General features: G+C 63.8%; 20 protein-coding genes. 10 read left to right on the top strand and 10 right to left on the bottom strand.

What is annotated here, in order from left to right; all coding sequences use genetic code 11:
* Positions 1 to 149 precede the first annotated feature (149 nt).
* On the bottom strand, positions 150 to 854 hold the full coding sequence (locus tag RGQ15_RS04950; protein ID WP_311159118.1) for a DUF1003 domain-containing protein: 705 nt from the start codon (positions 852 to 854) through the stop codon (positions 150 to 152).
* A gap of 63 nt (positions 855 to 917) precedes the next feature.
* Positions 918 to 2,099 carry an acetyl-CoA C-acyltransferase family protein gene (locus RGQ15_RS04945; RefSeq protein WP_311159117.1) on the bottom strand — a complete coding sequence of 394 codons (1,182 nt, stop codon included), beginning with the start codon at positions 2,097 to 2,099 and terminating at the stop codon, positions 918 to 920.
* Between the two features lie 109 nt (positions 2,100 to 2,208).
* On the opposite strand from RGQ15_RS04945, the gene RGQ15_RS04940 reads away from it, so the two are divergent.
* The 5 genes from RGQ15_RS04940 to RGQ15_RS04920 all read left to right on the top strand — a co-directional run bounded on the left by RGQ15_RS04940 (position 2,209) and on the right by RGQ15_RS04920 (position 5,759).
* The gene (locus RGQ15_RS04940) at positions 2,209 to 2,565 is read left to right on the top strand and encodes a winged helix-turn-helix domain-containing protein (protein WP_311159116.1); all 357 of its coding nucleotides are present in this window, start codon (positions 2,209 to 2,211) and stop codon (positions 2,563 to 2,565) included.
* A 63-nt stretch (positions 2,566 to 2,628) separates the two neighbouring features.
* Positions 2,629 to 3,369 carry a molybdate ABC transporter substrate-binding protein gene (gene modA, locus RGQ15_RS04935; RefSeq protein ID WP_311159115.1) on the top strand — a complete coding sequence of 247 codons (741 nt, stop codon included), beginning with the start codon at positions 2,629 to 2,631 and terminating at the stop codon, positions 3,367 to 3,369.
* On the top strand, positions 3,366 to 4,058 hold the full coding sequence (gene modB, locus RGQ15_RS04930; protein ID WP_311159114.1) for a molybdate ABC transporter permease subunit: 693 nt from the start codon (positions 3,366 to 3,368) through the stop codon (positions 4,056 to 4,058). The genes modA and modB overlap by 4 nt, the downstream gene beginning before the upstream one ends.
* Positions 4,055 to 5,101: a molybdenum ABC transporter ATP-binding protein gene (modC, locus tag RGQ15_RS04925; RefSeq protein ID WP_311159113.1), complete on the top strand. Its 1,047-nt coding sequence runs from the start codon at positions 4,055 to 4,057 to the stop codon at positions 5,099 to 5,101. The genes modB and modC overlap by 4 nt, the downstream gene beginning before the upstream one ends.
* 79 nt (positions 5,102 to 5,180) lie before the next feature.
* The gene (locus RGQ15_RS04920) at positions 5,181 to 5,759 is read left to right on the top strand and encodes a transglycosylase SLT domain-containing protein (RefSeq protein WP_311159112.1); all 579 of its coding nucleotides are present in this window, start codon (positions 5,181 to 5,183) and stop codon (positions 5,757 to 5,759) included.
* A 35-nt stretch (positions 5,760 to 5,794) separates the two neighbouring features.
* Here RGQ15_RS04920 and RGQ15_RS04915 read toward each other — a convergent pair whose 3' ends face one another.
* Together RGQ15_RS04915 and RGQ15_RS04910 are read right to left on the bottom strand one after the other, a co-directional pair.
* Positions 5,795 to 6,370 (bottom strand): LolA family protein, encoded by a 576-nt coding sequence (locus RGQ15_RS04915; RefSeq protein WP_311159111.1) that lies wholly within the window; start codon positions 6,368 to 6,370, stop codon positions 5,795 to 5,797.
* Between the two features lie 94 nt (positions 6,371 to 6,464).
* Positions 6,465 to 7,688: a UbiH/UbiF/VisC/COQ6 family ubiquinone biosynthesis hydroxylase gene (locus tag RGQ15_RS04910; protein ID WP_311159110.1), complete on the bottom strand. Its 1,224-nt coding sequence runs from the start codon at positions 7,686 to 7,688 to the stop codon at positions 6,465 to 6,467.
* A gap of 128 nt (positions 7,689 to 7,816) precedes the next feature.
* Between RGQ15_RS04910 and RGQ15_RS04905 the strand changes: the two genes are divergently transcribed.
* The 3 genes from RGQ15_RS04905 to RGQ15_RS04895 all read left to right on the top strand — a co-directional run bounded on the left by RGQ15_RS04905 (position 7,817) and on the right by RGQ15_RS04895 (position 13,112).
* Positions 7,817 to 9,142 carry an amidase gene (locus RGQ15_RS04905; protein ID WP_311159108.1) on the top strand — a complete coding sequence of 442 codons (1,326 nt, stop codon included), beginning with the start codon at positions 7,817 to 7,819 and terminating at the stop codon, positions 9,140 to 9,142.
* Between the two features lie 126 nt (positions 9,143 to 9,268).
* A complete protein-coding gene (locus RGQ15_RS04900) occupies positions 9,269 to 10,462 on the top strand; it encodes an aminotransferase class I/II-fold pyridoxal phosphate-dependent enzyme (protein ID WP_311159107.1) in 1,194 nt (397 codons plus the stop codon).
* 4 nt (positions 10,463 to 10,466) lie between these two features.
* Positions 10,467 to 13,112 carry a DNA translocase FtsK gene (locus RGQ15_RS04895; RefSeq protein WP_311159106.1) on the top strand — a complete coding sequence of 882 codons (2,646 nt, stop codon included), beginning with the start codon at positions 10,467 to 10,469 and terminating at the stop codon, positions 13,110 to 13,112.
* Positions 13,113 to 13,335: 223 nt separating this feature from the next.
* Here the strand turns inward: RGQ15_RS04895 and RGQ15_RS04890 are convergent, their stop codons facing one another.
* The 6 genes from RGQ15_RS04890 to RGQ15_RS04865 form a co-directional block, all read right to left on the bottom strand.
* Positions 13,336 to 14,424, bottom strand: coding sequence for an HlyD family secretion protein (locus tag RGQ15_RS04890; RefSeq protein ID WP_311159105.1), 1,089 nt, complete (start codon positions 14,422 to 14,424; stop codon positions 13,336 to 13,338).
* Entirely contained in the window at positions 14,421 to 16,073 is a 1,653-nt protein-coding gene (locus RGQ15_RS04885; RefSeq protein WP_311159104.1) for an MFS transporter, read from the bottom strand. Before RGQ15_RS04885 ends, RGQ15_RS04890 begins: the two co-directional genes overlap by 4 nt.
* On the bottom strand, positions 16,070 to 16,486 hold the full coding sequence (locus RGQ15_RS04880; RefSeq protein ID WP_311159103.1) for a MarR family winged helix-turn-helix transcriptional regulator: 417 nt from the start codon (positions 16,484 to 16,486) through the stop codon (positions 16,070 to 16,072). Before RGQ15_RS04880 ends, RGQ15_RS04885 begins: the two co-directional genes overlap by 4 nt.
* A 127-nt stretch (positions 16,487 to 16,613) precedes the next feature.
* Complete coding sequence (locus RGQ15_RS04875) at positions 16,614 to 21,143, bottom strand: translocation/assembly module TamB domain-containing protein (RefSeq protein WP_311159102.1); 4,530 nt, start codon at positions 21,141 to 21,143, stop codon at positions 16,614 to 16,616.
* On the bottom strand, positions 21,143 to 23,038 hold the full coding sequence (locus RGQ15_RS04870) for an autotransporter assembly complex protein TamA (RefSeq protein ID WP_311159101.1): 1,896 nt from the start codon (positions 23,036 to 23,038) through the stop codon (positions 21,143 to 21,145). The genes RGQ15_RS04875 and RGQ15_RS04870 overlap by 1 nt, the downstream gene beginning before the upstream one ends.
* 88 nt (positions 23,039 to 23,126) lie before the next feature.
* Positions 23,127 to 24,050, bottom strand: coding sequence for a glucokinase (locus RGQ15_RS04865; RefSeq protein ID WP_311159100.1), 924 nt, complete (start codon positions 24,048 to 24,050; stop codon positions 23,127 to 23,129).
* 164 nt (positions 24,051 to 24,214) lie between these two features.
* Here RGQ15_RS04865 and RGQ15_RS04860 point away from each other — a divergent pair, with 164 nt between their 5' ends.
* Positions 24,215 to 24,652 (top strand): hypothetical protein, encoded by a 438-nt coding sequence (locus RGQ15_RS04860; protein ID WP_311159099.1) that lies wholly within the window; start codon positions 24,215 to 24,217, stop codon positions 24,650 to 24,652.
* 68 nt (positions 24,653 to 24,720) lie between these two features.
* A complete protein-coding gene (gene ahcY, locus RGQ15_RS04855; protein ID WP_311159098.1) occupies positions 24,721 to 26,112 on the top strand; it encodes an adenosylhomocysteinase in 1,392 nt (463 codons plus the stop codon).
* Positions 26,113 to 26,130 lie beyond the last annotated feature (18 nt).

Raw genomic sequence — 26,130 nt, 5'->3', positions numbered from 1 at the left:
GCAGCCCCAAGGGTCGTAAACCCTGACTGGGACGGTGAGCACTAACCCTAACCGGACCATCTCCGTGGATCTCGCGGGTCGTTTCCCAAGGAAGCGACCCGTTCCAATTATGGGCAGACTGCCTTCGCGTCGTGCATCTGCCCCTCTGCCTAGCGGCGCCGCATCTCATGCAGAAGATCGACCTGGATCCGCTGGATCTCAAGCAAACGCCGCCATTGGTGAGTGACGTGATGGTCGATCTTCTCATGCAGCTGCCGTAGCTCAAGCTCGGTCTTCAGGTTGATCCGGTAATCGTTTTCGGCCCGGCGCCGATCCTTGGCCTCTTGCCGGCGCTGGCTCATCATGATGACCGGAGCCTGCAGCGCAGCGACACAGGACAGCATCAGGTTCAGCAGGATATAGGGATAGGGGTCGAAGGGACGGTGCAGCAGCCCGACCGTGTTCACCGCCATCCAGACCAGCAGGACCGCCACAAAGACCAGGATGAACCCCCACGACCCGCCGAGGCTCGCGACGCGATCCGCCATGCGCGCGCCAAAATCCAGATCTTCGTCCTCATCCTCGGGCGTGGTCTGCAGGGTCAGCAATTCGTTGCGAGAAAGCGCCTGGGCAACCTCGGCCTCAAGTTCGCCCAGCTCGCCTGTTTCATCCGCCATGAGCCTGGTCAGGTACATCTGGCGATAGCGTTGCAGGCAATCAGGACAGATCAGGCTGGCGTCGGACCAGTCCGGGATATCCTCGCGCAGCAATTCAACGAGCGAGGGTCGCACATGCGCCCCCTCGGTCAGCTCTTCCTGAGGCAGGTATTTACCGCAGACCGCACAGCGGCCAGTGCGGGTCGGATCATCGATCATGGCAGGGCCCCGTGCAACCGGCCCAAAGGATAGACCGGACACGAGGCCCTGCCAATCTGGGCGTCAGATGCGCTCTATGGCCAGCGCGATCCCCTGCCCCCCGCCGATGCACATGGTGACAAGCCCTTTGCTACCTCCGATGCGCATCAACTCGTACATGGCCTTGATCGTGATGATCGCCCCGGTCGCGCCGACGGGATGCCCCAAGGCGATTGCCCCGCCGTTCGGATTGACCTTTGCGGGGTCGAGGCCAAGCCCCTTGTTCACCGCGAGCGCCTGAGCCGCGAAGGCTTCGTTCGATTCGATGACATCGAAATCAGAAGCTTTCAGGCCTGTCTGCGCCAACAGCTTTTCGACAGCCGGGATCGGGCCGATGCCCATCACCTCGGGGCGGACGCCCGCGATCGCATAGCCCAGCAGTCGGAACTGGGGTGTCAGACCGGCCGCCCGCGCGGCTTCGCCGCGTGCGAGCACCAAGGCGGCCGCGCCGTCATTGATGCCCGAGGCATTCCCCGCCGTGACCGAGCCATCCCGCTTGAAGACCGTCTTGAGCGCAGCAAGCTTCTCGAGGCTCGTTTCCTTCGGATGTTCATCGGTGTCGAAGGCCACGACGCCCTTGCGCGTCTTCACTTCGATCGGAATGATCTGGTCCCTGAACCGGCCTTCGGCGATTGCCAGTGCTGCCCGTCGCTGGCTTTCCAGCGCGAATTCGTCCTGGGCTTCGCGGCTGATGTCATGCTCGGTCGAGACATTCTCGGCGGTCACGCCCATATGGCCCGTGCCCATCGGGCAGGTCAGTGCGCCCACCATCATGTCCAGCATCTGCACGTCGCCCATCTTGGCACCGAACCGCGCCGCCGGAACCGCATAGGGCGCGCGGCTCATGGATTCCGCGCCGCCCGCCACGGCGAAATCCGCGTCACCCAGAGCGAGCGACTGCGCGGCCGAGACGATGGCCTGTGCGCCCGATCCGCAAAGCCGGTTCACGTTCATCGCCGGGGTCGTGTCCGGAACGCCGGCGTCCAGCATGGCGACACGCGACAGGTACATGTCGCGTGGTTCGGTATTCAGCACATGGCCGAAGACCACGGTGCCGATCTTGTCCGCGCTGATCCCGGCACGTTCGATGGCGGCACGGGTGACGGATGCGGCAAGATCGATCGGCGGGATGCTGGCCAAACTGCCGCCAAAGCCGCCGATGGCCGTCCGCGCGCCTGAAAGGATGACGATTTCATTGTCGGACATGATGCTCTCCCCGTTCTCCTCATGCTGTGGGGAAGCTACTCCTGCACTTGCCGTCGAGGAACCCCCGGTCAGCCTTGCCTACGCCGCGTTACTTTCGGATCATACACGAATGGACAACGATCCCCGCCTGAATATCAGATTGCATTTTTCACAGGGCATGACCTTTGGGCGCGGCAAGGCGGATCTGCTGCAGGCCATCGCCGAGTTGGGCTCGATCTCGGCCGCGGGGCGCAGGCTGGCCATGAGCTACCGCCGCGCCTGGGCGCTTGTCGAGGAAATGAACACGCATTTCAGCAGCCCGCTGGTCGACAGCAGCCGAGGCGGGGCCAAAGGCGGCGGGGCCTCACTGACGGAACTCGGCCAGCAGGTGCTCGCAGATTATCGGAAGCTCGAAGACCTCGTGAGGCAAAGGCCAGAGCTTTCCAGACTGAGCGCTTCGCTATCCGATATGTCCGACCAGAAATAACGGTTGCGGTGGCATCGGTGTTTTGGTTATGTCCATTCGTGCATAACGATAAGGAACGACGCCTTGCGATTGCCCCTGCTTGTCGCCGCGCTGATAGCCCTGACGCCCGCCGCACATGCCGACGAAATCACCGTCTTCGCCGCCGCCAGCCTCAAAACGGCGCTGGACGAGATCGCGGATGCCTGGCAGCAGGCCCATGGCGACAAGGTGGTCATCTCGTATGCGGGCAGCTCGAAGTTGGCTCAGCAGATCCGGCAGGGCGCGCCCGCCGATCTGTTCATCTCGGCTTCGTCAGACTGGATGGATGAGGTTGAGGCGAGCGGAGATATCGACAAGGCGACGCGCAAGGACCTGCTCGGCAATACGCTCGTGCTGGTCGGCACCGGCAAGCCTGGCGCCGCCGGTCTTGCCGATCTGCCTGCCCTTCTGGGCGATCGAAAGCTGGCCATGGCGCTCGTCGATTCGGTTCCGGCGGGCCAATATGGCAAGCAGGGGCTGCAAGCCTTGGCCCTTTGGTCCGAGCTAGAGGCGAATGTCGCGCAGGCCGACAATGTGCGCGCCGCGCTGAAGCTTGTCGCGACCGGCGAGGCTCCTTTTGGCATTGTCTATGGTTCGGACGCGGTGGCCGAGCCTGGCGTCGGAATCGTCGCAACCTTCCCCGAGACGAGCCACGACGCAATCACCTATCCGGGCGCCGTGACGACTGCGGCCGACACCCCGCAGGCCCGGGCATTTCTCGACAGCCTTGGGCAGGAGCCAGCGCGATCCATATTCGAATCGCAGGGCTTCACCGTGCTTCCGTGAATCCGGCAGCCTGGCTCAGCCCGCAGGAATGGCAGGCTGTTATCCTGTCGCTGCGGGTTTCGCTTGTGGCGACACTGGCCAGCCTGCCCCTGGCCATCGGCGTCGCCTGGTTGTTGGCGCGACGGCATTTCCCCGGGCATGCGCTGGTCAGCGGGATCGTTCACCTGCCGCTGATCCTGCCGCCTGTCGTGACCGGATATCTGCTGCTCGTCACCTTCGGGACGCAAGGCCCGATCGGCAGCCTGCTGCAACCCCTGGGGGTCGTCTTTGCCTTTCGCTGGACCGGCGCCGCGCTGGCTGCGGCGATCATGGCCTTTCCATTGATGGTCCGAGCGATCCGACTGGGATTCGAGACGGTCGATCCCAGGCTTGAACAGGCCGCCGCCACGCTTGGCGCCCCAGGGCCGTGGATTTTCGCGACCGTGACACTGCCCCTGATCCTGCCCGCGATCCTTGCCGGCGCGACATTGGGTTTCGCAAAAGCCATGGGGGAATTCGGCGCGACGATCACCTTCGTCTCCAACATCCCCGGCCAGACCCAGACATTGCCATCCGCGATCTACGCCTTGCTCGAGACACCCGGCGGAGAAGCGCCCGCCATGCGGCTGGTCGCGATCTCGGTCATCCTGGCGATGGGGGCGGTGCTGCTTTCCGAATATCTCGCGCGCAGGACGGTGGCGCGAAGATGAGCCTTGCCGTCGCCTTCCGCCATGCGTTCCCCGGCCTCGATCTCGACATCGCCTTCGAGGCACCTGTCGGGGTCACCGCGCTTTTCGGCCCTTCTGGCTGCGGCAAGACAACCACGATCAACGCCATCGCAGGCCTGCTTCGGCCGGATTCTGGGCGGATCGCGCTGGACGGGCGGGTGCTGTTCGACCGTACCACCAATCTGCCCCCGCAAGATCGCAGGATCGGTTACGTCTTTCAGGATGCCCGGCTGTTTCCACACATGACCGTCGCCCAGAACCTGCGCTACCCGTCGCGCTGGCGCAGGGGTGCGGCACGCGACTTCGACCGGATCGTCGAGATGCTGGCGCTGGGGCCGCTTCTGTCGCGGCGCCCGGCCACGCTGTCGGGCGGCGAACGGCAGCGCACCGCAATCGGTCGGGCCCTGCTCTCGGACCCTGCCCTGCTGGTCATGGACGAGCCCCTTGCCGCGCTGGACGAGGCCCGCAAGGCCGAGATCATGCCCTGGCTTGAAAGGTTGAGGGACGAAATCAGGTTGCCGATGCTGTTTGTCAGTCATGCGGTTCCCGAGATCCTGCGTCTGGCGACCACCGTGGTTCTGATCCAGCAGGGAAATGTCCGGGGCGCGGGCGCATTGCCCGACATCCTCGCCGATCCCGCGATGGCGCCCGAGCTTGGCGCGCGCGAAGCGGGTGCACTGATCTCTTGCAGGGTCGAGGCGCGCGAGCCGGACGGGATGCTGAAGGTCGCGACTGCCGCAGGGCCAATGCTGCTGCAAGGCGCAGACCTTTCGCCGGGGAAATCGCTGAGATTGAGGGTCCTTGCGCATGAGGTCATCCTGTCGCGCGATCCGCCTGTCGGCCTTTCTGCGTTGAATATCCTTCCTGCAACCGTCACGCGCATATCCGGAGGACTGGTGCAGCTTGCTCTTGCGGACGAACGAATGCTTGCGCAGGTCACGCCAAGATCAGTGGAAACGCTGGATCTGCGGCCGGGCACCCAATGCTTCGCCATCATCAAATCGGTCTCGGTCCTGCCCAGCTAGGCATGATCGAGCCGATGTCATTTGCACGCATGGGTCGAATAACGCTATGCTCTCAGGCAAAAAGAGAGATGAGGGCAGTATGAACAGGTTTCTGAAGCTCGCGATCGTCGGGCTCGTCGCGTCATGTGGCGGCGGAAGTTACAAGGCCCCCCGCAATCTCGAAAACGCATGCGCCCTTGCCGCCGAACGCCCTGCCTATATGCGGGCGATGAAGGCGACCGAACGGCGCTGGGGCATTCCCGTCTATGTCCAGATGGCCACCATACACCAGGAATCCAAGTTCATCGGCGATGCCAAGACCCCGCACCGCTATGCTTTGGGGATCATCCCGATGGGACGCCAAAGTTCGGCCTATGGCTACAGCCAGGCGCTGAACGGAACCTGGGAGGACTATCTGCGCAAGTCGGGAAATCGTGGGGCAAGGCGGGACGATATTCGTGACGCGACCGATTTCATGGGCTGGTACATGAACGATTCGACCCGCATTCTTGGCATTTCAAAGCAGGATGCCGCGTCACAATACCTTGCCTATCATGAAGGTCGGTCTGGTTTTGCGAATGGCTCGCACCGCAGCAAGCCTTGGCTTCTGAATGTGGCCAACAAGGTCAGCGCACGATCGGAACTCTACCGCCTGCAGTTGACCTCCTGCCGGCGCTAGATCGCCAAGGCCCGCCAGGCATGGCGGGCGAACACTCAGCGGATTGCGAATTTGGATGGCGGGATCGAAACGCCCGTCTTCATCTCGCCAAGGATGACGGTCGTGCGCTTGCCCGTGTCATCCTTGACGACCCATTGCCGAAGCTGGGTCGGATTGGCCGTGAACACCATCTGGATATTTCCGTATTCGGGGTGTTGCGGGTCCTGTGCCGTCACTACGGTGGTGTTCTTCTTTTCGGTATAGCCCGTCACCATGCGCGCCTGGCTCAGATTGATGTTTGGCGCAAGGATCAGCGACAGGGGCGTCTTGGACAGCGGATATTGCTGCGGCCCGCTGCGAGACTTGCTGTCATAAACCGCGACCTGTCCGGCCGAGGCCAGAACCAGCGTCTTGCTGCCATTATATTCGAAACGGACCCGGTTCGGGCGGTGGATATAGACCACGCCGGTCGAGATCGTGCCATCGGCATTGACCTGGGTGAAATCCGCCTGCGCTGTCTTCATGGCATTGAGATAGCGCGAGATTTCGTTCAGCGGGATCTTGTCCGCCAGGGCAGGGAACGCCATGGCAAGGGCGAGGACGGGCGCGAGGGCGAGCGATCTGATGTTCATGGTCGGAATGCTACCGTATCTCCAATAACTTGGACATTCACGTTCGCTTGGATGTGCAGGGTTGTAACGCTCGCAGCTTCGTGACCGTTCCCGTCTAGAGCCGTTGCCCTGCCAGCAGCTTCGGCATCGGGTCCAGCCGGAGCCCTGCGGCCTGCCGCATGAACCCACGGCGCAGCGGTGGAATTGCATCGACCATTCCCATCCCAAGTTCGCGCGCTGCGCGCAAGAGCGGGTTTCCGTTCGAAAACAATGCGTTCACGCCGTCCATTCCCAAAGCCAGGGCGGTCGCATCGGGCCTGCGCCATTTCTGATACCGCGCCAGGACCGGTTCAGTACCGATATCTTCCCCCCTGCGGCGCGCGGTAGCGATGATTTCGGCAAGGCTGGCGACATCCCGCAGGCCAAGGTTCAACCCCTGCCCTGCTATCGGATGCACGCCATGCGCCGCGTCACCGATCAGCGCGACACGATGCGCCACATAGCTTTGCGCAAGCGTCAGGCCCAGCGGATAGGAAAAACGCGGCCCGGCCAGGCTGATGCGGCCCAGGAAATCTCCGAAGCGGGGACGCAGCACTTCAAGGAACGCTTCGTCGGTCAGTTCGGTGATGGCGCGGGCCTCGGATTCAGTCTCGGACCAGACGATCGAGCTGCGATTGCCCGGCAAGGGCAGGATGGCCAGCGGCCCCGTCGGCATGAAGAATTGATGGGCAACGCCGTGATGCGGCAGTTCGTGGTCGACCGCTGCCACCAAAGCAAGCTGGCCGTAATCATGGCCAACGCGCCGGATGCCTGCGCGCTCGGCCACGCCCGACCGGCGTCCATCGGCGCCGACCAGCAGCCGAGAACGCAAATTGCGCCCATCCGACAGATGCACCGTGATACCCGACGCATCCGGCGTCTGCCCCGTCACCGAGAGGCCCGGCAGATGGGTCACGCGCTTTTCCATTGCGCCCAGAAGCGCGCGGTAAAGGAACCGATCCTCGATCATGTAGCCCAGCCGGCCCTCTTCGAGCTCGGCACTGTCGAAATGCAGGCCGAAGGGTCCCGCCCCCGCCCCCGCCTGGCCCTGCGTCGCCTCGACCTTCAGAATGGGCTGGGCTTTCTCGGCAAGATCCCGCCAGAGACCAAGCGCGGAAAGCAGCCGCTGCGAGGCAAGCGCGAGCGCATAGGCACGCCCGTCGAAATCATCGCCCGCCCGGGCATCGGCGGGCCGATTGTCGACCACGGCCACTCTGAGCCCCACATCCGCCAGAGCCAGAGCCAGGGCGGGGCCGTTCAGCCCTCCGCCCGCGATCATGATGTCGAAATCCGTCTTCATGGGATCGCACTATGCTCTCGGTGCGGATAATGTCCATGCGGCAAAGCAGGTCACGGCCGCCATTGCAGCCAGATGCCGGGGCCGATAGCCTGAGCGCCGCGAAGAGACCGGAAGGCAAGGGGATCGAAATGGACTGGCTAAAGGCGTCTGCATCGGAACAGGGTCGGGCGTTTCTTGCCGGGCTGATCAGTCCCGTGGAGCAGACTGAAGCCTATCTCGAGGCTGTTTCTCGACAGCCCTATGCCAACAGCATCTATGCCCGGATAACGCCGGACCGTGCGCGGGCCGAAGCGATCGCCGCGCATGATCGCGCAAAATCGGGACTGCGCCGTGGCCTTTTGGACGGTGTCGCGATCAGCTGGAAGGACAATGTCGACAGCGCGGGTGTCCCGACCGAGGCGGGCTCGCGGCTGCTTGCCGGACGCACACCCAAGCAGGATGCGGCAATTCTCGCCTCGGCGACGATCCAGGGCATGGTCTGCCTTGGCAAGACGCACATGACCGAACTGGCATTTTCGGGACTGGGCCTGAACCCGATGACACGCACGCCGCCGAACAGCATCGACCCCGCGATGGCTCCCGGCGGTTCAAGCTCGGGGGCTGCGGTGTCGGTCGCGATGGGATTGGCGGCCGCCGCAATCGGTTCCGATACCGGCGGCTCGATCCGCGTACCGGCCGCCTGGAACGGGCTCGTGGGGTTCAAGCCCACACATGGGACAGTCAACAGCCGGGGAATCGTTCCGCTGTGCAGACGGTTCGATGTGGCAGGACCGCTTGCCCGCACGGTCGAGGATTGCGCCGAGATTCTGGCTGTCCTGACCAATGCCCCCGCCGCCGACCTGACCGATAGCGGCCACCGCAAGCTGCGGCTGATGGTGCTGGATGGGGTGCCCTTCGACGATGCGCGCGAAGGCCCGGTCACGGCCTTCGAGGACGCGCTTGCGCGATTGGCCAGGGCCGGCGCCAGGATCAGCCATGCTGCTCCGCCCTGTGTCGCCCAGGCGATGGCGCTTTCATCGGTCCTTTTCGCGCCCGAGGCCTATGGCATTTGGCGGGACCAGATCGAAGACGCGCCCGAGCTGATGTATCCGCCGATCCTCGAACGGTTCCGTGGAGGCCGCGATGCGAGCGCGGCTGACTACGTCGCTGGCTGGGAGACGCTCAACCGAATCCGCGAGGATTGGGCAAGGCTGGTCGCAGGATATGATGCCGTCATCCTGCCGACCTCGCCCATCCTGCCGCCCGATGCCGAGCGGCTGCTGAACGATCCCGACTATTTCACCGCAGAAAACCTGCTCACCTTGCGAAACACCCGCATCGGCAACCTGCTGGGCCTTCCGGCTGTCACCCTGCCGACCGGACACCCCGCCTGTGGCTTGATGATGATGGGGCATGCAGGCAAGGATCAGGCGCTGCTGGTCACTGCTGCCGCAGCCGAGGCAGCGCTTCGCTAGGCGGCAGGACACACGGGATTATCCCGCAAACCCGGGGGCTTCGGCCCCGAAACTCTGGACGCAATGGGGCTTTGCCGGTATCCTTTCGGGGAAACGGGGCGGCACGACCCCGACTGAGAGGCAGTCATGGCAATACCCGAGCGGTTCTCGAACCTGCCGGAATATGCGTTCCCGCGCCTGCGGACGCTGCTGGCAGGCATTTCGCCTGCCGCTGACCCGGTCGTGATGACCATTGGAGAGCCGCGCCATGCGGTGCCGGAATTCACCGGCCGGATCATGGCGGAGAGCATCAAGGAATTCGGCAAATACCCCTCGAACGAGGGCGTGCCCGAGTTGCTGGCCGCGATTTCGGGCTGGATCGGGCGCAGGCACGGGATCGAGGTCGAGCCCGCGCGTATCACTGCCGTGAACGGCACGCGCGAGGGGCTGTTCAACGCGGCGCTGGCGCTTTGCCCCGAGCAGAAAAAGGGCCAGCGCACGGCGATCCTGATCCCCAATCCCTTCTATCAGGTCTATGCCGTGGCGGCAGCGGCTGTCGGCGCCGAACCGATCTTCGTGCCCGCCACGTCGGAAACCGGTTTCCTGCCTGACTTCGCGGGTCTGCCCGCCGAGACACTCGACCGGGTCGGCATCGCCTATCTGTGCTCGCCCGCGAATCCCCAGGGCTCGGTCGCGTCCGAAGCCTATCTTCAGGATCTCATCACGCTGGCCAATCGCCACGACTTCCTGATCTTTTCGGATGAATGCTATTCCGAGATCTGGCGCGGTGCCCCGCCGCCGGGCGCTTTGGCCGTGGCAACCCGCATGGGGCTGGCCGACCGGGTGGTGATGTTCAACTCGCTCTCCAAGCGATCGAACCTGCCGGGGCTGCGTTCGGGCTTTGCCGCGGGAGGCCGCGAACAGATCGCCCAGTTCCGCCGGCTGCGCAGCTATTCGGGCGCCCCGTTGCCCCTTCCGGTGCAGCGCGTCAGCACTGCGGCCTGGGCAGACGAGGCCCATGTCGACGAGAACCGCGCGCTCTATCATGCCAAATACGCCGTGGCGGACCGCGTTCTGGGCAATATGCCCGGCTATCAGGCGCCGCAGGGCGGGTTTTTCCTGTGGCTGCGCGTGCCTGAAGCTGTCGGGACGGGCGAGGAAGCCGCGAAGATGCTCTGGTCCGAGGCAGGCATTCAGGTCCTGCCCGGCGCCTATCTGTCGCGCGAGACGGCTGCGGGAAATCCCGGCCAGGATTATATCCGCGTCGCACTGGTCGATCCCGCCGACCAGACCGAGGCCGCGCTGATCCGATTGAAGAACTGCTTGTATCAAGGGGGCTAACTGCATGGCGAGCTGGCAGGCGAAACACCGCGATCCGCTGTTCGACCAATCCACGCAGGAGGCGCTGGAGCGGCGCGGCAAGGAAATACTGGGCGCGTTTCTGGTCATCCTTGGCGTGCTCATCGCGATGATGCTGGTCAGCTATTCGCCCGACGATCCCAGCGTGATGTCGGCCACCGACCAGCCCGCGGAAAACCTTCTGGGCCGGCCAGGGGCCTATTTCGCCTCGGCCGCGGTGATGATCACCGGCCATGGCATCTGGGTTGCGGTCCTTGGCCTGATCGTCTGGGGGCTGCGCTTTATGCTTCACCGTGGCGAAGACCGGGTGAAGCGTGCGCTGTTCCTGCCGATCGCCGTCGTGCTTGTCTCGATCTATGCGACCTCGATGGCCCCGCCGCCGGACTGGACGCAAAGTTTCGGCCTCGGCGGGCATCTTGGCGACATGCTGATGGGAGCAATGCTGTCGATCATGCCGATCAAGGCATCGATCGCGATCAAGTTCCTTGCTCTTGTCACAGCAGCAGCAGCCATCGCCTTTCTCAGCTTCGTGCTTGGCTTCGACCGGCGTGAACTTTCGGCGACTGGTCGCTTCCTGCGCAACGGGCTTGCGACCGCCCGGTTGATCGTGCTGCAGGCAGTGGACAAGAGCGCGCGCCTGTCATCTGGCGCCGCTCGCGAAATCAAGACCCGCGCCGATGCACGGCGGGACCGGGTCGCGCGTGCCAGCGCGGCCAGCTTGCCCGAGCCGCGCATCCACAACGCGCCCACGGCCCCGGCCCGGCGCGCGCCAACGATCGGCCACCGCAGCGACGAATATGCGCCGCAATCCGAGCTGATCGATCCCGAAACCAACTATGCCGAGGATGACGAGCCCCCGTCGGATGCCGAGATCTCGGCGCGGATCACCGATGCAATCCGCCAGCGTGCGGAACGTCCGACCGAAAAACCCTCGGTTCTTTCGGCGGTCACTTCGCGTCTGACGGGAAGCCGCCCGGGATCGGACTTCCTGCCCGATCCGGATGACGACACAGACACGGATAATGAAGCGGTTTTGCCCGTGCCCGCGCCGAGGGTCGAACGCCCGGCACCTGCCGCAAAGCCGCGCACGGCAAGCCCGGCGCGTTTCGACGAGACGGCAAGCCATTACGAATGTCCGCCCCTTTCGCTTCTGACCGCGCCCTCGACCGTCGAGCGCCACCAGCTGCCGCCCGAGGCGCTGATGGAAAACGCCCGGATGCTCGAGGCCGTGCTCGACGATTACGGCGTCAAGGGCCAGATCACCGATGTCCGTCCCGGCCCCGTGGTCACGCTTTACGAACTCGAACCGGCCCCCGGACTGAAGGCCAGCCGGGTGATCGGCCTGGCCGATGACATCGCGCGCTCGATGTCGGCGCTGTCGGCGCGGGTCTCGACCGTGCCGGGACGTTCGGTCATCGGGATCGAATTGCCCAATGCCCGCCGCGAAAAGGTCGTGCTGCGCGAAATCCTTGCCGCGCCTTCCTATGCCGATGGCACGCAGCCCCTGCCCCTCGCGCTCGGCAAGGATATCGGCGGCGGCCCGGTGGTCGCGAACCTCGCCAAGATGCCCCACCTTCTGATCGCGGGGACCACCGGTTCGGGCAAGTCGGTCGCGATCAACACGATGATCCTGAGCCTCCTTTACAAGCTCACGCCCGAGGAATGCCGCCTCATCATGATCGACCCCAAGATGCTGGAACTGTCGGTCTATGACGGCATCCCGCATCTGCTTTCGCCCGTCGTCACCGATCCCAAGAAGGCCGTCGTCGCGCTGAAATGGGTCGTCGGCGAGATGGAGGAACGCTACCGCAAGATGTCCAAGATGGGCGTGCGCAACATCGAGGGCTATAATGGCCGGGTCCGCGAGGCGCTTGCCAAGGACGAGATGTTCAAGCGCACCGTCCAGACCGGCTTTGACGAGGATACCGGCGAGCCGATCTTCGAGACCGAGGAATTCCAGCCCGAGACCTTCCCCTATATCGTCGTCATCGTCGACGAGATGGCTGACCTGATGATGGTCGCGGGCAAGGAGATCGAGGCCTGCATCCAGCGCCTCGCGCAGATGGCGCGGGCCTCGGGCATCCATATCGTGATGGCGACGCAGCGCCCCTCGGTCGATGTCATCACCGGCACGATCAAGGCGAACTTCCCGACCCGGATCAGCTTCCAGGTCACCTCGAAGATCGACAGCCGCACCATCCTGGGCGAACAAGGGGCCGAACAGCTTCTGGGCATGGGCGACATGCTCTACATGGCGGGCGGTTCGAAGATCACCCGTGTCCATGGCCCCTTCGTCTCCGATGAAGAGGTCGAAGAGGTCGTGAACCACCTCAAGTCCTTCGGCCCGCCCAGCTACATGTCGGGCGTCGTCGAGGGCCCGGACGAAGAACGCGCCGACAGCATCGACCAGGTGCTGGGCCTGTCCTCGGGCGAGGGCGGCGATGCCGAGCTTTACGACATGGCAGTTGCGATCGTCGCCAAGGATCGCAAATGCTCGACAAGCTATATCCAGCGCAAACTGGCCATCGGTTACAACAAGGCCGCGCGCCTCGTCGAGCAGATGGAGGACCAGGGCATCGTCAGCCCGGCGAACCACGTCGGCAAGCGCGAAGTCTTGGTGCCCGAAGTCTGATCCGTTCGCGCCGGTGTTCGGACGAGGCGCGATTCGAACCCTGCGCCTCGGACGAAACCGCGAAGCCGGTCACGCAGGATTGCAGTATTCCGCGGTCGACTGGATGCGGATGGTCGGGCCCACGGCGCTCGTGATCCTTCCATCTCGGACCAGGTGAAAGAAGCGGCATCTTCGGGATGCGACCGCGACCCGGATTGCCGTCCGGGCGAGTGCAGCCGGAATTTCAGCCGTCATGACCCATGACCGCAGGTCCCGATTGGGCGGACCTGTCCTGCGCGCCCGACCCTTCGTCCACGGTGACGACGACCGAAAGACCCGGTTCGAGATAATCCGACATGCCCTGCCCCGGATCGATCGCGATGCGGACCGGCAGGCGCTGCGCGACCTTGGTGAAATTGCCCGTCGCATTCGAGGCGGAAAGCAGGCTGAATTCCGAAGCTGTCGCCGGTGAGAACGAAGCGACACGGCCCGTGAACGCGCGGCCCTGCATTGCATCCACCGTGAAGCTCGCACGGTCACCGATGCGCATGCCGTGCAACTGGGTTTCCTTGAAATTGGCGATCACCCAGACATCGGGCGAAACCAGGCTGACAAGCGAAGTCCCGGCCGAGACATATTGCCCGAGCCTGACGCCGACCTGCCCCAGGCGTCCATCGGCAGGTGCGCGGATCTGCGTGTTCTCGAGATCGATGCTGGCCAGTTCCACCGCAGCCTCGGCCGATGCGATATCGGCCTTGCTGGCATTGATACCGACCTTGGCGCCATTCAGATCCTCACGCGCGACGGCGATCGCACTTTCGGCCTGTTCGACGGCCACTTCCGCGCGCCGCAGATCCAGCTGGCTTTCGTCAGCCGAGCTTTGCGCGGTAAAGCCGCGCTCACGCAGCTTGCTGGTTCGCGCCCAATCCTGCTGCGCGGTATCGCGGACGGCCATGGCCGAACGGAGTGCGGCTTCGGCCGATTGCAGCCGGGCTTCGGCAGAGTGAACTCCCTGCTCCTTGATCTTGAGTGCAGCCTGGGCCGATTGCAGGGCGGTTTTGGCTTGCGCCAGCTTCTGGCGATACTGGCGGTCATCGATGCGTGCGATGACCTCGCCCTTGGAAACGGTCTGGAAATCATGCACCGCGACCTCGGAGACATAGCCAGATAGCTGGGGCGAAAGCGTCGTGACCTGACCGCGCACATAGGCGTTTTCGGTCCGCGGATGGGCTGCATGGAACGGGGGCAGGTGCCAGGCAAAAAGCACGATCAGGATGCCGGCAAGGCCTGCCAGCGCCGCGATTATGGTCGGAACAACATGTGACTTGGTCATTTGGGGGACTCGGGGGAAACTGCGAGGGGAGAGGAGGAGGAAGCTCTGGACCACCACGCCGCCAGCCAGTCGCGCCAGATATGCAGCAAAAGCGCGCTCAGCGCCGCGACGGCGACGAGGAAGGTCACCAGATAGGCGTCGTTATAGGCCATGACATAGGCTTGGCCGGAGGCATCCTGCGCCAGCGCCGCAACCGCTTGGGCCTTGGTCAGGGCCGCATCTGGCACCTGTGCCAGAAGCGTGGCCGCGCGCGTCGCGATATCGTGCATCACCAGCGGGTCGGTGCTGGCCAGATCCTCACGCAGCACCTGCAGATGATAGGCCTGTCGGTGGTTGATAAATGTCGAAAACACACCCGACCCTGCGGCGCCCCCGATGCTTTGCGTGGAAATGAACACGATCACGAAGGACAGAAGGTAGTTCGGGCCCCGCGCCATCGCCGCCAGCAGGCCGCGCATCATCGCGGGTGCCATGAAAAGCGATCCGGCAAAGGCGATCATCGCCTGGCTGAGCATCATCTGCGCGGGCCGCGTGTCCAAGGTCGAATGGCTGTCCATGAACGCTCCGGCAGCAATCAGGACCAGGGCGACAAGATGAAATTGGGGTACGCGCTCGGGCTTCATGAATGGGACCAGCGCGAGCGCGCCCAGCACGGTCGCAGCCGAGATCACCGCGAACAGCGGAACAAGCTGGCCCTGGGTGATGCCGAGGGCCTGGAACATGCGCGGCGCCCCCGAGCTTTGTTCGGACAGGATCAGCCGGAACAGCAGCAGCGTGATGGTAAGATGCAGCATGGCCGGACTGACCAGCCACCGAATGTCGATCAGTGGCGCCGAACGATTCAGTTCGACCATGACGGCCAGCGTCAGACAGCCAAGCGAGCCCGCCAGCAGCCAGCCCAGCCAGGAAACATCCGTCCACCAGCGGATCGGGCCGATCACGAAGCCTACGATCACGCCGCCGAAGCCCAGCGAGATCAAGGCCCAGCTGACCAGGTCGAGCGGCGCAATCGCCTTCACCCGTGGCGGAGATTTCAGCGGCAGCAGGTAGACCAGCGCGAGCGAGATCGCGGCAAGGCCAAGCGTCATCACGTGCAGGCCGAACCAGCCCGTGTCCCCCATCAGAGCAGGTGAGATCACCCGTGCCAGGTGCGGCCCGACCGAGATCGCCGCCAGCGACAGCGGCAGGCCCAGCCGCAACTTCCAGGCCGGGGGCAGCGGCTCAAGGATGTAGAGGAAGGCCAGCGTCGAAAGCGGTGCCGAAGCCATGCCGGCAAAGAACTGCGCGGCGATGGCCGAGCGCAGGTCGAAGATCGCGAAGGACATGAGCGCGACGGCCAGATAGACGACGATCGCGACCTCGGCAAAGCGGCGCAGGCCGAACTCGGCGCGCAGCTTGATCAGCAAAAGCGGCATCGTCGCCCGCGGGATCAGGAATGCCGCCATCAGCCAGCTGGCCTGTGTCGTCGTCGCGCCGAGGTCTCCGGCGATCTGCGGGATATTCGTGCTGATGAACCCCTGCGCGATACCCTGTGTCAGGCCAATCACCAGCGACGCCGCAATATAGCCGAGCGCGCGCGGCAGGGGCATCGGTTCGAACGGCGCCGGTTGTGGCGGGGCCGGCGCTGCTGAGGCGGGGGCCGTCGTCATTCCCGACGCAACCTTTCGGCGTTCCGCGTCATTTGTGTCAGCACACGGCGGGCGGCCGCGAGGTCTTCGGCAGAGACGCCTTCGACGAGCGCGGCATCAACCTCGCCACGGAATCGCAGCAGGGGCTCGATCCGCGTCGTGTCGGTCAGGAACACGGCATGCTTGCGCGCGTCGCCCGCCAGAGGCCGACGTTCGGCCAGCCCCTGAGCCTCAAGCGCGTCCAGAAGGCGCTTGAGTGTCGGTGTCTCGATTTCCAGCGCCGATGCCAGTTCCGCCTGGCTCGCGCCCGGATTGCGGCCGATCGTCGTCAACAGCCGGGCGCGGGCATAGGTCAGGCCCAGCTTCTTGACGCGCAGTTCAAAGCCCGCGCGGATCGCGCGGGTCAGGGTCAGGAGTTCATCGAACAGGGTCACGGGTCGATCCGCCATTGGAGTACGTTAGCTTGCTAATTATGTTGATTAGCAAGCTAACAGTCCGGCGCAAAAATTCAAGCCCCGCCTGAAAATTCCGGCGGGGCTTTCATGTCGCGCTGCGGCCGTCCTAGTAATCGCGTTCGTAGAACAGCCCGAGCGTGCTTTCCCCGTCGCTTGCCACTGATCCCCGCGCGGTCAGGCTGTTTGAGATGTCGAGATTGAGGTTCAGCTTGGTCTTGCCTTCGTCGCCGACCTGCACGTCCGTATAAAGGTTCTCGGACAGATACTTGCCGGCACGGACCGAAACATTGCCCTCGGAATCCGTGGCGAGGTCAAGATCGTCAAGACCGGTCGAACTGCGCAGCTTGCCGACGATGCCGTCCCCGCCCTTGCCCGCCAGCGCGGCGATGGCACTGGCAAGCTGGGCCGCCTGAAGGGCGCTGATGTTGTCGAGGCCCCGGCCAAAGAGAAGCTGCGAGAGCACCTCTTCCTCGGGCATTTCGGGCGAGGATTCGAAGGTGATCTCGGGGTCGCGGACTTCGCCGTCAATAATGATGCGCGTGGTGATTCCATCTTGCTCGATCTGCGCCACCAACCGGATCACCGGGACCAGGCTGCCCTGCAGCTCGATGATACCTTCGGTCAGGCTCAGACGTTTCCCAAGCAGGTCGACCCGTCCCCGGATCAGTTCGAACTTCCCGATCGGAATGGGCTGACGAGCATTGCCGGTCAGCCGGATCTCGCCGCCCATTTCGGCGTCGACACCGCGTCCGCGGATGAACACCTTGTCCGGGGCCGAGATGGTCAGATCGAAGCGTGCGGGAACTGCCGGAGGAGTGGCAGGCGGCGTCGTCATTCCCGCCTGTCGCGAAGCATCGCTGGGGAATTCCAGCAGCCCGGCCTTTGCGCGGGTCTGACGCTGCGGTGGCCGTTCGCTGAGATGGATGATGTCGGGTATCGCCCTTGCCCCGCCCAGCCCTGTGGAGGGAATGCGGATCTCGACATCGCTCAGGTCGATCCGACCCTGGACCAACGGTCCTTCGACCTGCGAGCCGCCGATCTCGATGGCGCCGTTCGCCCTCAGTTCGTAAAGCGACGGATCGCGCAGGATGACGTCGTCGAGCCTCACGTTAAGATCCATCGCCCGGCTGCCGGAAAGAGAGATCGGCCCCTGGACCGAGATCCTGCCTCCGGCCTCGACCGCGCCGTTGATATCGACCTGGATCTGGCCGCCATTCAGGTCGGCATTCGCATTCAGCGCATTGACGCTGAGCCCGAAGCGCGGCTCGGCAAGACGGCCATTCGTCAGTGCGACCCGGCCAGTGACCGATTCAAGCGCGGGCGGACCGTTCAGGCGCAGATCAAAGCTCAGTGGCCCTTCGATGCTGCGGGTCCGCAGGAAGGGGTTCGCCGCTGCGGCATTCCCGCTGCCTTCGACCCGCATATCCATCGTGGAACCATCAGTGGCGGCCGTGCCGAAGATCCGCGCGCTGGTCTGGCCGGGGGCGGTCGCGTTCAGGTCGACCTCATAGGCGGTTCCTGTATTACGTACCGTTCCGCTGACCGTGGCCGCCCCTGGAAAGCCCGGCACCAGAACACCCAGATCGTTCAGCCGCGCATCGATATTCAACCCTTCGGTCGGACTGCCATCCCCGCTCACGCGAAACTGGGGATTCTCGGCTTCCAGTCTGCTGACGGTGAAGCTGCCATCGGGCCGCTGCGTGGCGGCAAGGTCAAGCGTGGTCTGGCCGGCCAGGATCGCATCGGCCTTGGGATTGCCGATCGCAAGCCCCCGAGCCGAACCCGAAGCCGTGATCGCGCGGCTGCCATCTGTTTCGTCGCGAACCTCGGCCTGAAGGGCGACGCCGCCACGGAAACCCCGGCCCAGGAAACGCAGGTCATCGGCGCGCAGATCGGCGCGCAGATCGGTTGAGCCCGCGCCGACCGTCCCCTCTGCCGCGACATTGAGACTGGGATTCGCGATCTGCGCCGTCTCGATCGTGAACTGGCCATCGCGTTCCACACCGCGCAGCACAAGCTGGGTTTCCCCGGACAGCGCGCCGTCAACCTGCGCCTGCCCGAACGAGAGATCACGCCCTGTGCCAGTCACATCAAGCAACCGGCCGCCGGTGCCGTCATCCTTGAAACTGCCCTGAGCAACCAACGAACCACGCCAGCCGCGGCCGAAGCTCGCCAGCGACCTGATTTCGGCCTGGCCAGTCAGGTCAGTGCCGGATTCGCCCAGCGATCCTGTGGCGCTGGCCGTCATCTGCGCATTCGTCAGATCAAGCTGCCTGATGGTGATATCCTTGCCGCGCTGCTCGGCAGAAAGCTTCAGGTCCGTCACCCCGGTCAGCGCGCCGTCGACGTCGCCCTGGCCGAAACGCAGATCCGTCCCCTGCCCGGTCAGTTCGATCTGACGTGCATCGTCCTTCTGTGACGCGACCCCCTCAAGCACGATGCCGCCCGAGAAGCCACGCCCAAGCACAGCGAGGTCCGGCATCGCGACCCTGAGTTGCCCTTCCAGATCCGTCTGGCTGAACTTCCCGGTGCCCTCGGCATCGAGTTGTGGGTTGACCAGCTTGAACCGCTGCAGCTCATAGGCGCCGTCGACCTGCATCAGGTCGATCGAAAGCTCGGTACGGCCGCTGAAGGCTCCGTCGATCTCGGGCATGCCGATGACCAGATCCTGCGCCTCGCCGGTCAGGGTAAGCTGGCGGTGATCTGCGGCCCCCGTCAGCTTCACGTCGGTGCGGAGCGCGCCGCCATATTTCGGATCGGCCACGGATAGATCGGGCATCGCGACACGGGCATTCACTTCGCTGGCCCAGCTGCTGATGAAACCCTGGGCCTCGGCAGTGAGGTTCTGGGCCTGCACGTCGAGACGGCGCAGATCGATCCCGGAACTGTCGCGCTTGGCACTGAGCTCGATATGCGAACTGCCCGCAAGCAGACGATCGGCCTGCTCCTGGCCAACACTGATATCACTGCCTTCGATGCGGGCATCGATATCGAAAGCCTTGCTGAGCAGAACATAGCGGCCCTTGACATGGGCATCGGCCTTGCCGCCCAGCGGCCGATCGGCAATCCTGGAAAGCGTGCTGATGTTGAGATGCTGTGCGGTCACATCGCCCGACAGCGCAATGCCGGTCCGAAGCCCCGAAGCCTCGAGATCACCCTGCAGCTTGAACTCGTCTCCATTGATGTTCATGCCCCAAAGCTTCATCGCGTTGCCGGGGGTGAAGGCGAAGTTGAGACCTCCGTTCAGCGTCTCGCCCAGGGCTTCGGCCAGGGCCGGATCGTCGGGCGCGATATCGTCCGCGCCAAAGGCAATCCATCCTCGCACTTCCTGCAGGGCCTGCTCGGACGTCAGCACCACGCGTCCGCGGCCATCAAGACGCAGTTCCGACAGGCTGATATCTGGACGGGTGAATTCACCCACGCGCCCGGTCAGCGTCCAGCCCGCGCCCTCGGCCGCATCGTATTTCAGAACGACATTGCCCGAATTCACGGTCGTCTCGACACTGCCAAAGGGAACGACGACCGGAAGCTGGGTCGCACCTGCGTCCTCGCCCAGAAGCAGGGTCAGGTTGGCGCGCTCTGGCGCGCCCTTGTCATTGACCTCGACAAGGCCCTCAAGATCGAGAGCGCCGGTGGAAACCTTCAGTTCTGGCACGACAAGGCGACCGTCCTGCCCCCTCCAGCCATTCGCACGTATCACCGACTGACCCTCGAAGAACTGCTGGCGATCAGGCGCGATCATCGGCGCGACATCGCCTGTCAGCTGGGCCTGGAACGCCGTCCCCGAAATACCTTCGCGTAGCTCTTCCTTGATGGCGACAGTGCCCGCGACGCGTGGCGATCCGTCGGTTTCCAGCCGAATATCCGCGTCGAAATCCGACAGCGGCCCGCTGCCGACTATCTCGGCCTTGACCGCCGGCCGGCCGTTCATCTTGACGATATTCGCGAAAAGGCCGTTCGCATCCTCGTCCAGATTCAGGTCGAGGTTCAATTCACGCGTCTCGTTCGAAAAGGACGACACCAGCGCGAATTCGCCGCGCGGGCCATCGACCCGGTCGATGACGAGATTCGTATCGCCTTCGCCGTCGGCAAGGTTCATCGAGCCCGAGACAGTCAGAACGACTTCCTGCCCGATGATCGGCTCGCCCAGTTCGACGCGACCGATGGAAAGCTGGGCTATGCTCAATGAAACCGGCAGTTGCGGCAACGCGAATTCGGTCGCCTCGGCCTTCGGCTTGGCTTCGCCCCCGCTGGGCAGGCGTGGCAGGATCACGCGTTCGGCAGACAATTCGTCGATATTCACACGGCCGCGCAGCAGCGCGGCGCGATGCCATTGCATGGCGCCGTTTTCCAGGGTGATCCAGACGCCCTGATCGTCGGAGATCGTCATCCTTTCGAAGGTCGCCCGCGAGGAAAGGGCCCCTTGAAAGCCGTCGATCACGACCGAGCGGCCGGCGCCCGAAAGCTTTTCTTCAAGGAAGCGCGTGATGAAGCCCTTGTCGTCATCAACCTCCTCGGCGATTTCGGCTGCGCTGTCCGGCCCGGCGTCGGTTTCCTGGGCGATCGCGGCAAACGGCGCCAGCAGCGCAAACCAGATGGCGACCAGCAGTCGGATGATCAAATCATGCAGTTTCATCAGAATGCCTGCCCTAGACCGATATAGACTTGGACGCCTGAATCGTCGTCGTAACCGCCGCCGACTGGCATCGCGAGATCGAAACGCAGCGGGCCGATCGGCGTGTCGTAGCGCACCCCTGCCCCGGCTCCGGCGTGCCAATCAGTTTCGCCCGAAAAGCCGCCTTCCGTCCAGATCCGGCCGGCATCGACAAAGGCGACGACGCCGATCTGCTCACGCACCTTCAGGCGCGCTTCGGCATTGATGATCGCCATGCTCATCCCGCCGGTCTTGATGAAGCCGTCATTTCCTTCGATCACTTCGACGCCGAGTGATTCATAGGGCTGGCCACGCACGGTGCCGCCCCCGCCTGAATAGAAAAGATAGTCGCGGGGCGTCTCCTCGATATCCGGGCCAAGCACGGTGCCAAGGCGTGCCCGCCCGGCAAGAGTATACCTGTCCTCGGTTCCGAGGCTGTAATAGCCGCGTCCCTCGGTGACCAGCTGAGCACCCGAACCCGTTTCATCCTGCAATCCGACAAAAGGCGTTGCAGAGCCCGAAATCCAGAAGCCCCGCTTGGCATCCGTGGGCTCGTCCCGCTTGTCCCAGGTAACCGAAGCCGGCAGCGCGAAAAGGCGGAAATTGGTTCGACCGGAATCGTCATCGACCCGCAGCGCGCGGAATTGCAGCCCTATATCGGCCGTGATCTCTTCGCTGTGGAGATAGGTGAAGCCAAGACCGACCGTGGCAGATTTGAGATCGTAATCCTCTTCCTGCTCGTCGCTTGCTTCGGCCGCCACATAACCCGTGATGTCGGGATGAAGCGTGGCCGGTCGCTCGAGACGGGCGCTCAGCGTATTGTCCATCCCCGACGTGCTCGAACCGATATCCTCGACGTCAAAGTCGATGCGCAGCCGCTCGCCCCCGCCCAGCAGGTTGCGATGCAGCCAGTAACCCGTCACCGACAGGCCATCGATGCTGGAATATTCGAAACCTCCGCCGATCCTGCGCAGTTTCTGTTCGACAACCAGAAGGTCGACATCAAGCGTATTGTTCGGTCCGATGTAATCGGCCTCGGACAGGGTGATGGCCGAAAAGATCCCCGAACGGCGCAGGCGCTTGCGCACGTCCTCGACCTTTTCCGGATCAAACCTTTCGCCCTCGGGGAAGCCTGCGATCTTGCGAAGGCGGCGCTCGCTCAGCCGTTGCTGTCCCCGGACCGACATCTTTCCGAAACGCAGCGTCGGCCCCGGCGCCAAGAGAATGCGGCTGTCGACAAGATTGGTGGCATGATCCGCGACGATGTCGGTTTCGGCGACTTCGGCCTTGGCATGTCCGACATCGCGCCATCCCTCGACGGCAGAAGTGGCCGCCTGTTTCATGTCGCCGGTGCGCGCGACCTCGCCCGCGCGGTAATCCCTGGGCAGTTCGGTCCCCGGCGCGACAGGTGCGACATCGGCGCGGCTGTAACGGAAACGCGGACCGGGGTCGACCGTCACCATCACCTTGTGCACGACCTTTGGCGCATCCAGGGGCGCGATGCTGGCTGCCTCGCGCCCGTCCAGCTTGATGTCGATGACGCCAGAATAATAGCCCTCGTCATAGAGCACGCCAAGGATGCGGGCATAATCGCCGCGTGCCGCAGCCAGGATGTCCTGCCCCGTCACCCGGCCTTCGTTCTGCGCATTGAGCAATAGCGAGGTGTTGCGAACGGCGGGCAGGATATCCTCATCCGTGCCCGCAACCTGGAAATCGATATCGACAGGAGAGGCATCGTTGCCCTCTGACCCGCCGAAAAGCCCCGAGAAAGGCGAAGATGAAGATGAGGAAGAACCGGAGGATTGCGCCGATACCGACACGACACCCAACGCCAGCAAGCATGCGGCGGCAGTGCCCGCCTTCAATAGAAGTCTCATCCCTGTCCGCCCTGTCTTCGAGGTTTTCGGGCAGTCTCGCAGGGGAAGCCGCTAAAATCCAGCGTTCAGGGAATTTGTCGGCGAATGTTCACGCAACTGCGGCAAGACAGCCATGCAGGGCCGCCATGTCGTCCCGGATCATTCCGATCGGAACGGCACGGGGGATCTGCGCCATCAGCGCATCGGACAGGAAGGCGGCCTCGAAGATATCGAGCCGCTGCGCGGCGCTGCGCGCGACGCTGCCAGCCAGGAACATGCCGTCCATCGGCATGAAGCGCAGCGCAAGTTCGCGGCAGAGCAGGCCGAAAAGCCGCGCGTAGAGATCGCATGTGGCGTTCGCCGCCGCATCACCTGTATCGGCCGCCTCGACGACCGTTTCGGCGCGCACAGGCTCACCACCGGCAAGCAACAGATGCAGGCGCGCGAGTCCGCGCCCGGCAAACAGTTCCTCGACAGAATCGAAGGCCTTGGCGCGGTCACCCAGCGCTTCGACCAAAGGCTCCCACACCGAAAGTGGCAGGCGGGTATGGCCTTCTTCGTGTTCAAGGCAGGCAATCCCCCCGCCCGGCAGAACCTTCACCGCACAGACATTGAAGCCCGTTCCGGCATTCACGACCAGGCGTTGCCCGTTGCGGGTCCCGTCCTTCGGCCCGTCGCGCAGAAATCCCGCCGCCTCACCCGAAAGCGCGGGCGTGGCATAGCCAAGCGCCGTCAGATCGTTGATAAGCCGTGCCCGGGCCGCGCCGGTCAGTTCGATCAGGCGATCCTCGCTGAAATGCCAGTCGCGGTTCGTCAGCCGGGCGCGACCCTGCGAAACCGGTCCGGCGACGGCAACGCAAACCGCTTCGATCCGGGGATTTCCCTCGCGCTCCAGGAAAAGACGCACGACTTCGTCGAAATCCGGATGATCGTCGCCGCGAAAGCGGGTGATGCTGCCGGTATAGATGCCCTCGGTCCGCGCCAGCGCAAGTCGCGCATTGGTGCCGCCCACATCCGCCAGCAAGATCGCCATGACCCGTTCCCTTTTCTCGTCCGTCCTTCGCCTTTTAGGACATGCGCGGCGACGTTGCTAGCGCTCACGGCGGGCGCAGCGCAGATCCGTCGCAGGAACCAGGCAGGGGAACATGCGTTATTTGTCCAGATCAAACGCGTAAGCGAGAGGTTGAGACGATGCCGATGAAACTTCGCCGAAAGGCCGCAATGGCCCTGATCGGGGCGATGCTGCCGTTGCTGGCCGGACAAGCTGGCGCTGCCATCGTCACGCGCGAGGAGAATGTGGCAAACCCCCGTGGCTGGTCCGCGATTTCCGGCATGGACCCACGTTCCGTCCGAGAAATGGCGCGCAGTCTGCCGGTATCGGATCAGGCAACAGACGACCAGCCCTGGTGCGACCAGGATCGGAAGATCGAGACGGCACTGAAGCAGGAATTCGGCGAAAGCAAGATCGCAACCAATGCCGAAGACACCGCCCTTTGGGGTTCCGAATTGATGGGGACCTGGACGATGGTCCTTGAACGCCCCGACGCGACGAGCTGCGTCATTGCATCCGGCATAGGGTTCAGCAGCGAACGAAGCCCCGACGCCTACTTCATCAATGTCGGATTGGCCGGTTGATCTGCGATTTGCAGGAAATCTCGGCAAATGGTATGGGCGCGGCAACTTCCCATTCTTGAGGCATCGCCGTGACCGATCACATCATTCGAGACATTACCCTGGCCGATTTTGGTCGCAAGGAACTGGACATCGCCGAAACTGAAATGCCGGGGCTGATGGCGCTGCGCGCCCAGTTCGGTGAAGCAAAGCCCCTGAAGGGTGCGCGGATCGCCGGTTCGCTGCACATGACCGTGCAAACGGCGGTGCTGATCGAAACTCTTGTCGCCCTGGGGGCCGAGGTCCGCTGGGCCTCGTGCAACATCTACTCGACGCAGGATCACGCCGCCGCCGCGATCGCGGCCGCTGGCATCCCGGTTTTCGCGATCAAGGGCGAGACGCTGACGGAGTACTGGTCCTATACCGATCAGATCTTCCAGTTCCCGGAAGGCACGGCGAACATGATCCTGGACGATGGCGGCGATGCGTCGATGTACATCCTGCTGGGCGCGCGCGTCGAAGCTGGCGAAACCGGCCTTATCGACGTCCCCACCTCGGAAGAGGAAGAGGCGCTTTTTGCCCAGATCCGCAAGCGTCTCGAGCAGTCGCCCGGTTGGTTCACCAAGCAGCGCGACGCCATCCAAGGGGTTTCCGAGGAAACCACCACCGGCGTTCATCGCCTTTACGATCTTCACAAGAAGGGCCTGCTGCCCTTCCCGGCGATCAACGTCAACGACAGTGTCACCAAGTCGAAATTCGACAACAAGTATGGCTGCAAGGAATCGCTCGTGGACGGCATCCGCCGCGCCACCGACGTCATGATGGCGGGCAAGGTCGCGGTGGTTTGCGGCTATGGTGACGTGGGCAAGGGCTCGTCGGCCTCGCTTCGCGGCGCGGGCGCCCGCGTGAAGGTGACCGAGGTCGATCCGATCTGCGCGCTTCAGGCGGCAATGGACGGTTTCGAGGTGGTGCTGCTTGAGGACGTCGTCGCCTCGGCCGACATTTTCGTCACCACCACCGGCAACAAGGACGTGATCCGCATCGAGCACATGCGCGAGATGAAGGACATGGCCATCGTCGGCAATATCGGCCATTTCGACAACGAAATCCAGGTCGCCGCGCTCAAGAACCACAAGTGGACGAACGTCAAGGACCAGGTGGACCTGATCGAGATGCCCTCGGGCAATCGCATCATTCTCTTGAGCCAGGGACGCCTGCTGAACCTCGGCAACGCCACCGGCCATCCCAGCTTCGTGATGTCGGCAAGCTTCACCAACCAGGTGCTGGCCCAGATCGAGCTGTGGACCAAGGGCGACGAATACCAGCCCGGCGTCTACATCCTGCCCAAGCATCTCGACGAGCAGGTCGCGCGGCTTCATCTGGACAAGATCGGCGTGAAGCTGACGACGCTTTCCAAGGAACAGGCCGACTATATCGGCGTGACTCCGGAAGGGCCGTTCAAGTCCGAGCATTACCGCTACTGAGATCAGGCCAGCGGTTTT

Source organism: Paracoccus sp. MBLB3053, assembly GCF_031822435.1.
In the GTDB taxonomy this organism is placed as follows: domain Bacteria; phylum Pseudomonadota; class Alphaproteobacteria; order Rhodobacterales; family Rhodobacteraceae; genus Paracoccus; species Paracoccus aurantius.
The sequence above is the reverse complement of the archived record's forward strand: the minus strand, read 5'-3'. Positions and strand labels throughout refer to the sequence as shown.

What these genes read in the sequence shown, in the direction of transcription:
- RGQ15_RS04950 (WP_311159118.1), bottom strand. Translation starts at nt 854, where the DNA reads ATGATCGATGATCCGACCCGCACTGGCCGCTGTGCGGTCTGCGGTAAA.
- RGQ15_RS04945 (WP_311159117.1), bottom strand. Translation starts at nt 2,099, where the DNA reads ATGTCCGACAATGAAATCGTCATCCTTTCAGGCGCGCGGACGGCCATC.
- RGQ15_RS04940 (WP_311159116.1), top strand. Translation starts at nt 2,209, where the DNA reads ATGGACAACGATCCCCGCCTGAATATCAGATTGCATTTTTCACAGGGC.
- modC (WP_311159113.1), top strand. Translation starts at nt 4,055, where the DNA reads ATGAGCCTTGCCGTCGCCTTCCGCCATGCGTTCCCCGGCCTCGATCTC.
- RGQ15_RS04920 (WP_311159112.1), top strand. Translation starts at nt 5,181, where the DNA reads ATGAACAGGTTTCTGAAGCTCGCGATCGTCGGGCTCGTCGCGTCATGT.
- RGQ15_RS04915 (WP_311159111.1), bottom strand. Translation starts at nt 6,370, where the DNA reads ATGAACATCAGATCGCTCGCCCTCGCGCCCGTCCTCGCCCTTGCCATG.
- RGQ15_RS04910 (WP_311159110.1), bottom strand. Translation starts at nt 7,688, where the DNA reads ATGAAGACGGATTTCGACATCATGATCGCGGGCGGAGGGCTGAACGGC.
- RGQ15_RS04905 (WP_311159108.1), top strand. Translation starts at nt 7,817, where the DNA reads ATGGACTGGCTAAAGGCGTCTGCATCGGAACAGGGTCGGGCGTTTCTT.
- RGQ15_RS04900 (WP_311159107.1), top strand. Translation starts at nt 9,269, where the DNA reads ATGGCAATACCCGAGCGGTTCTCGAACCTGCCGGAATATGCGTTCCCG.
- RGQ15_RS04895 (WP_311159106.1), top strand. Translation starts at nt 10,467, where the DNA reads ATGGCGAGCTGGCAGGCGAAACACCGCGATCCGCTGTTCGACCAATCC.
- RGQ15_RS04890 (WP_311159105.1), bottom strand. Translation starts at nt 14,424, where the DNA reads ATGACCAAGTCACATGTTGTTCCGACCATAATCGCGGCGCTGGCAGGC.
- RGQ15_RS04885 (WP_311159104.1), bottom strand. Translation starts at nt 16,073, where the DNA reads ATGACGACGGCCCCCGCCTCAGCAGCGCCGGCCCCGCCACAACCGGCG.
- RGQ15_RS04875 (WP_311159102.1), bottom strand. Translation starts at nt 21,143, where the DNA reads ATGAAACTGCATGATTTGATCATCCGACTGCTGGTCGCCATCTGGTTT.
- RGQ15_RS04870 (WP_311159101.1), bottom strand. Translation starts at nt 23,038, where the DNA reads ATGAGACTTCTATTGAAGGCGGGCACTGCCGCCGCATGCTTGCTGGCG.
- RGQ15_RS04865 (WP_311159100.1), bottom strand. Translation starts at nt 24,050, where the DNA reads ATGGCGATCTTGCTGGCGGATGTGGGCGGCACCAATGCGCGACTTGCG.
- RGQ15_RS04860 (WP_311159099.1), top strand. Translation starts at nt 24,215, where the DNA reads ATGAAACTTCGCCGAAAGGCCGCAATGGCCCTGATCGGGGCGATGCTG.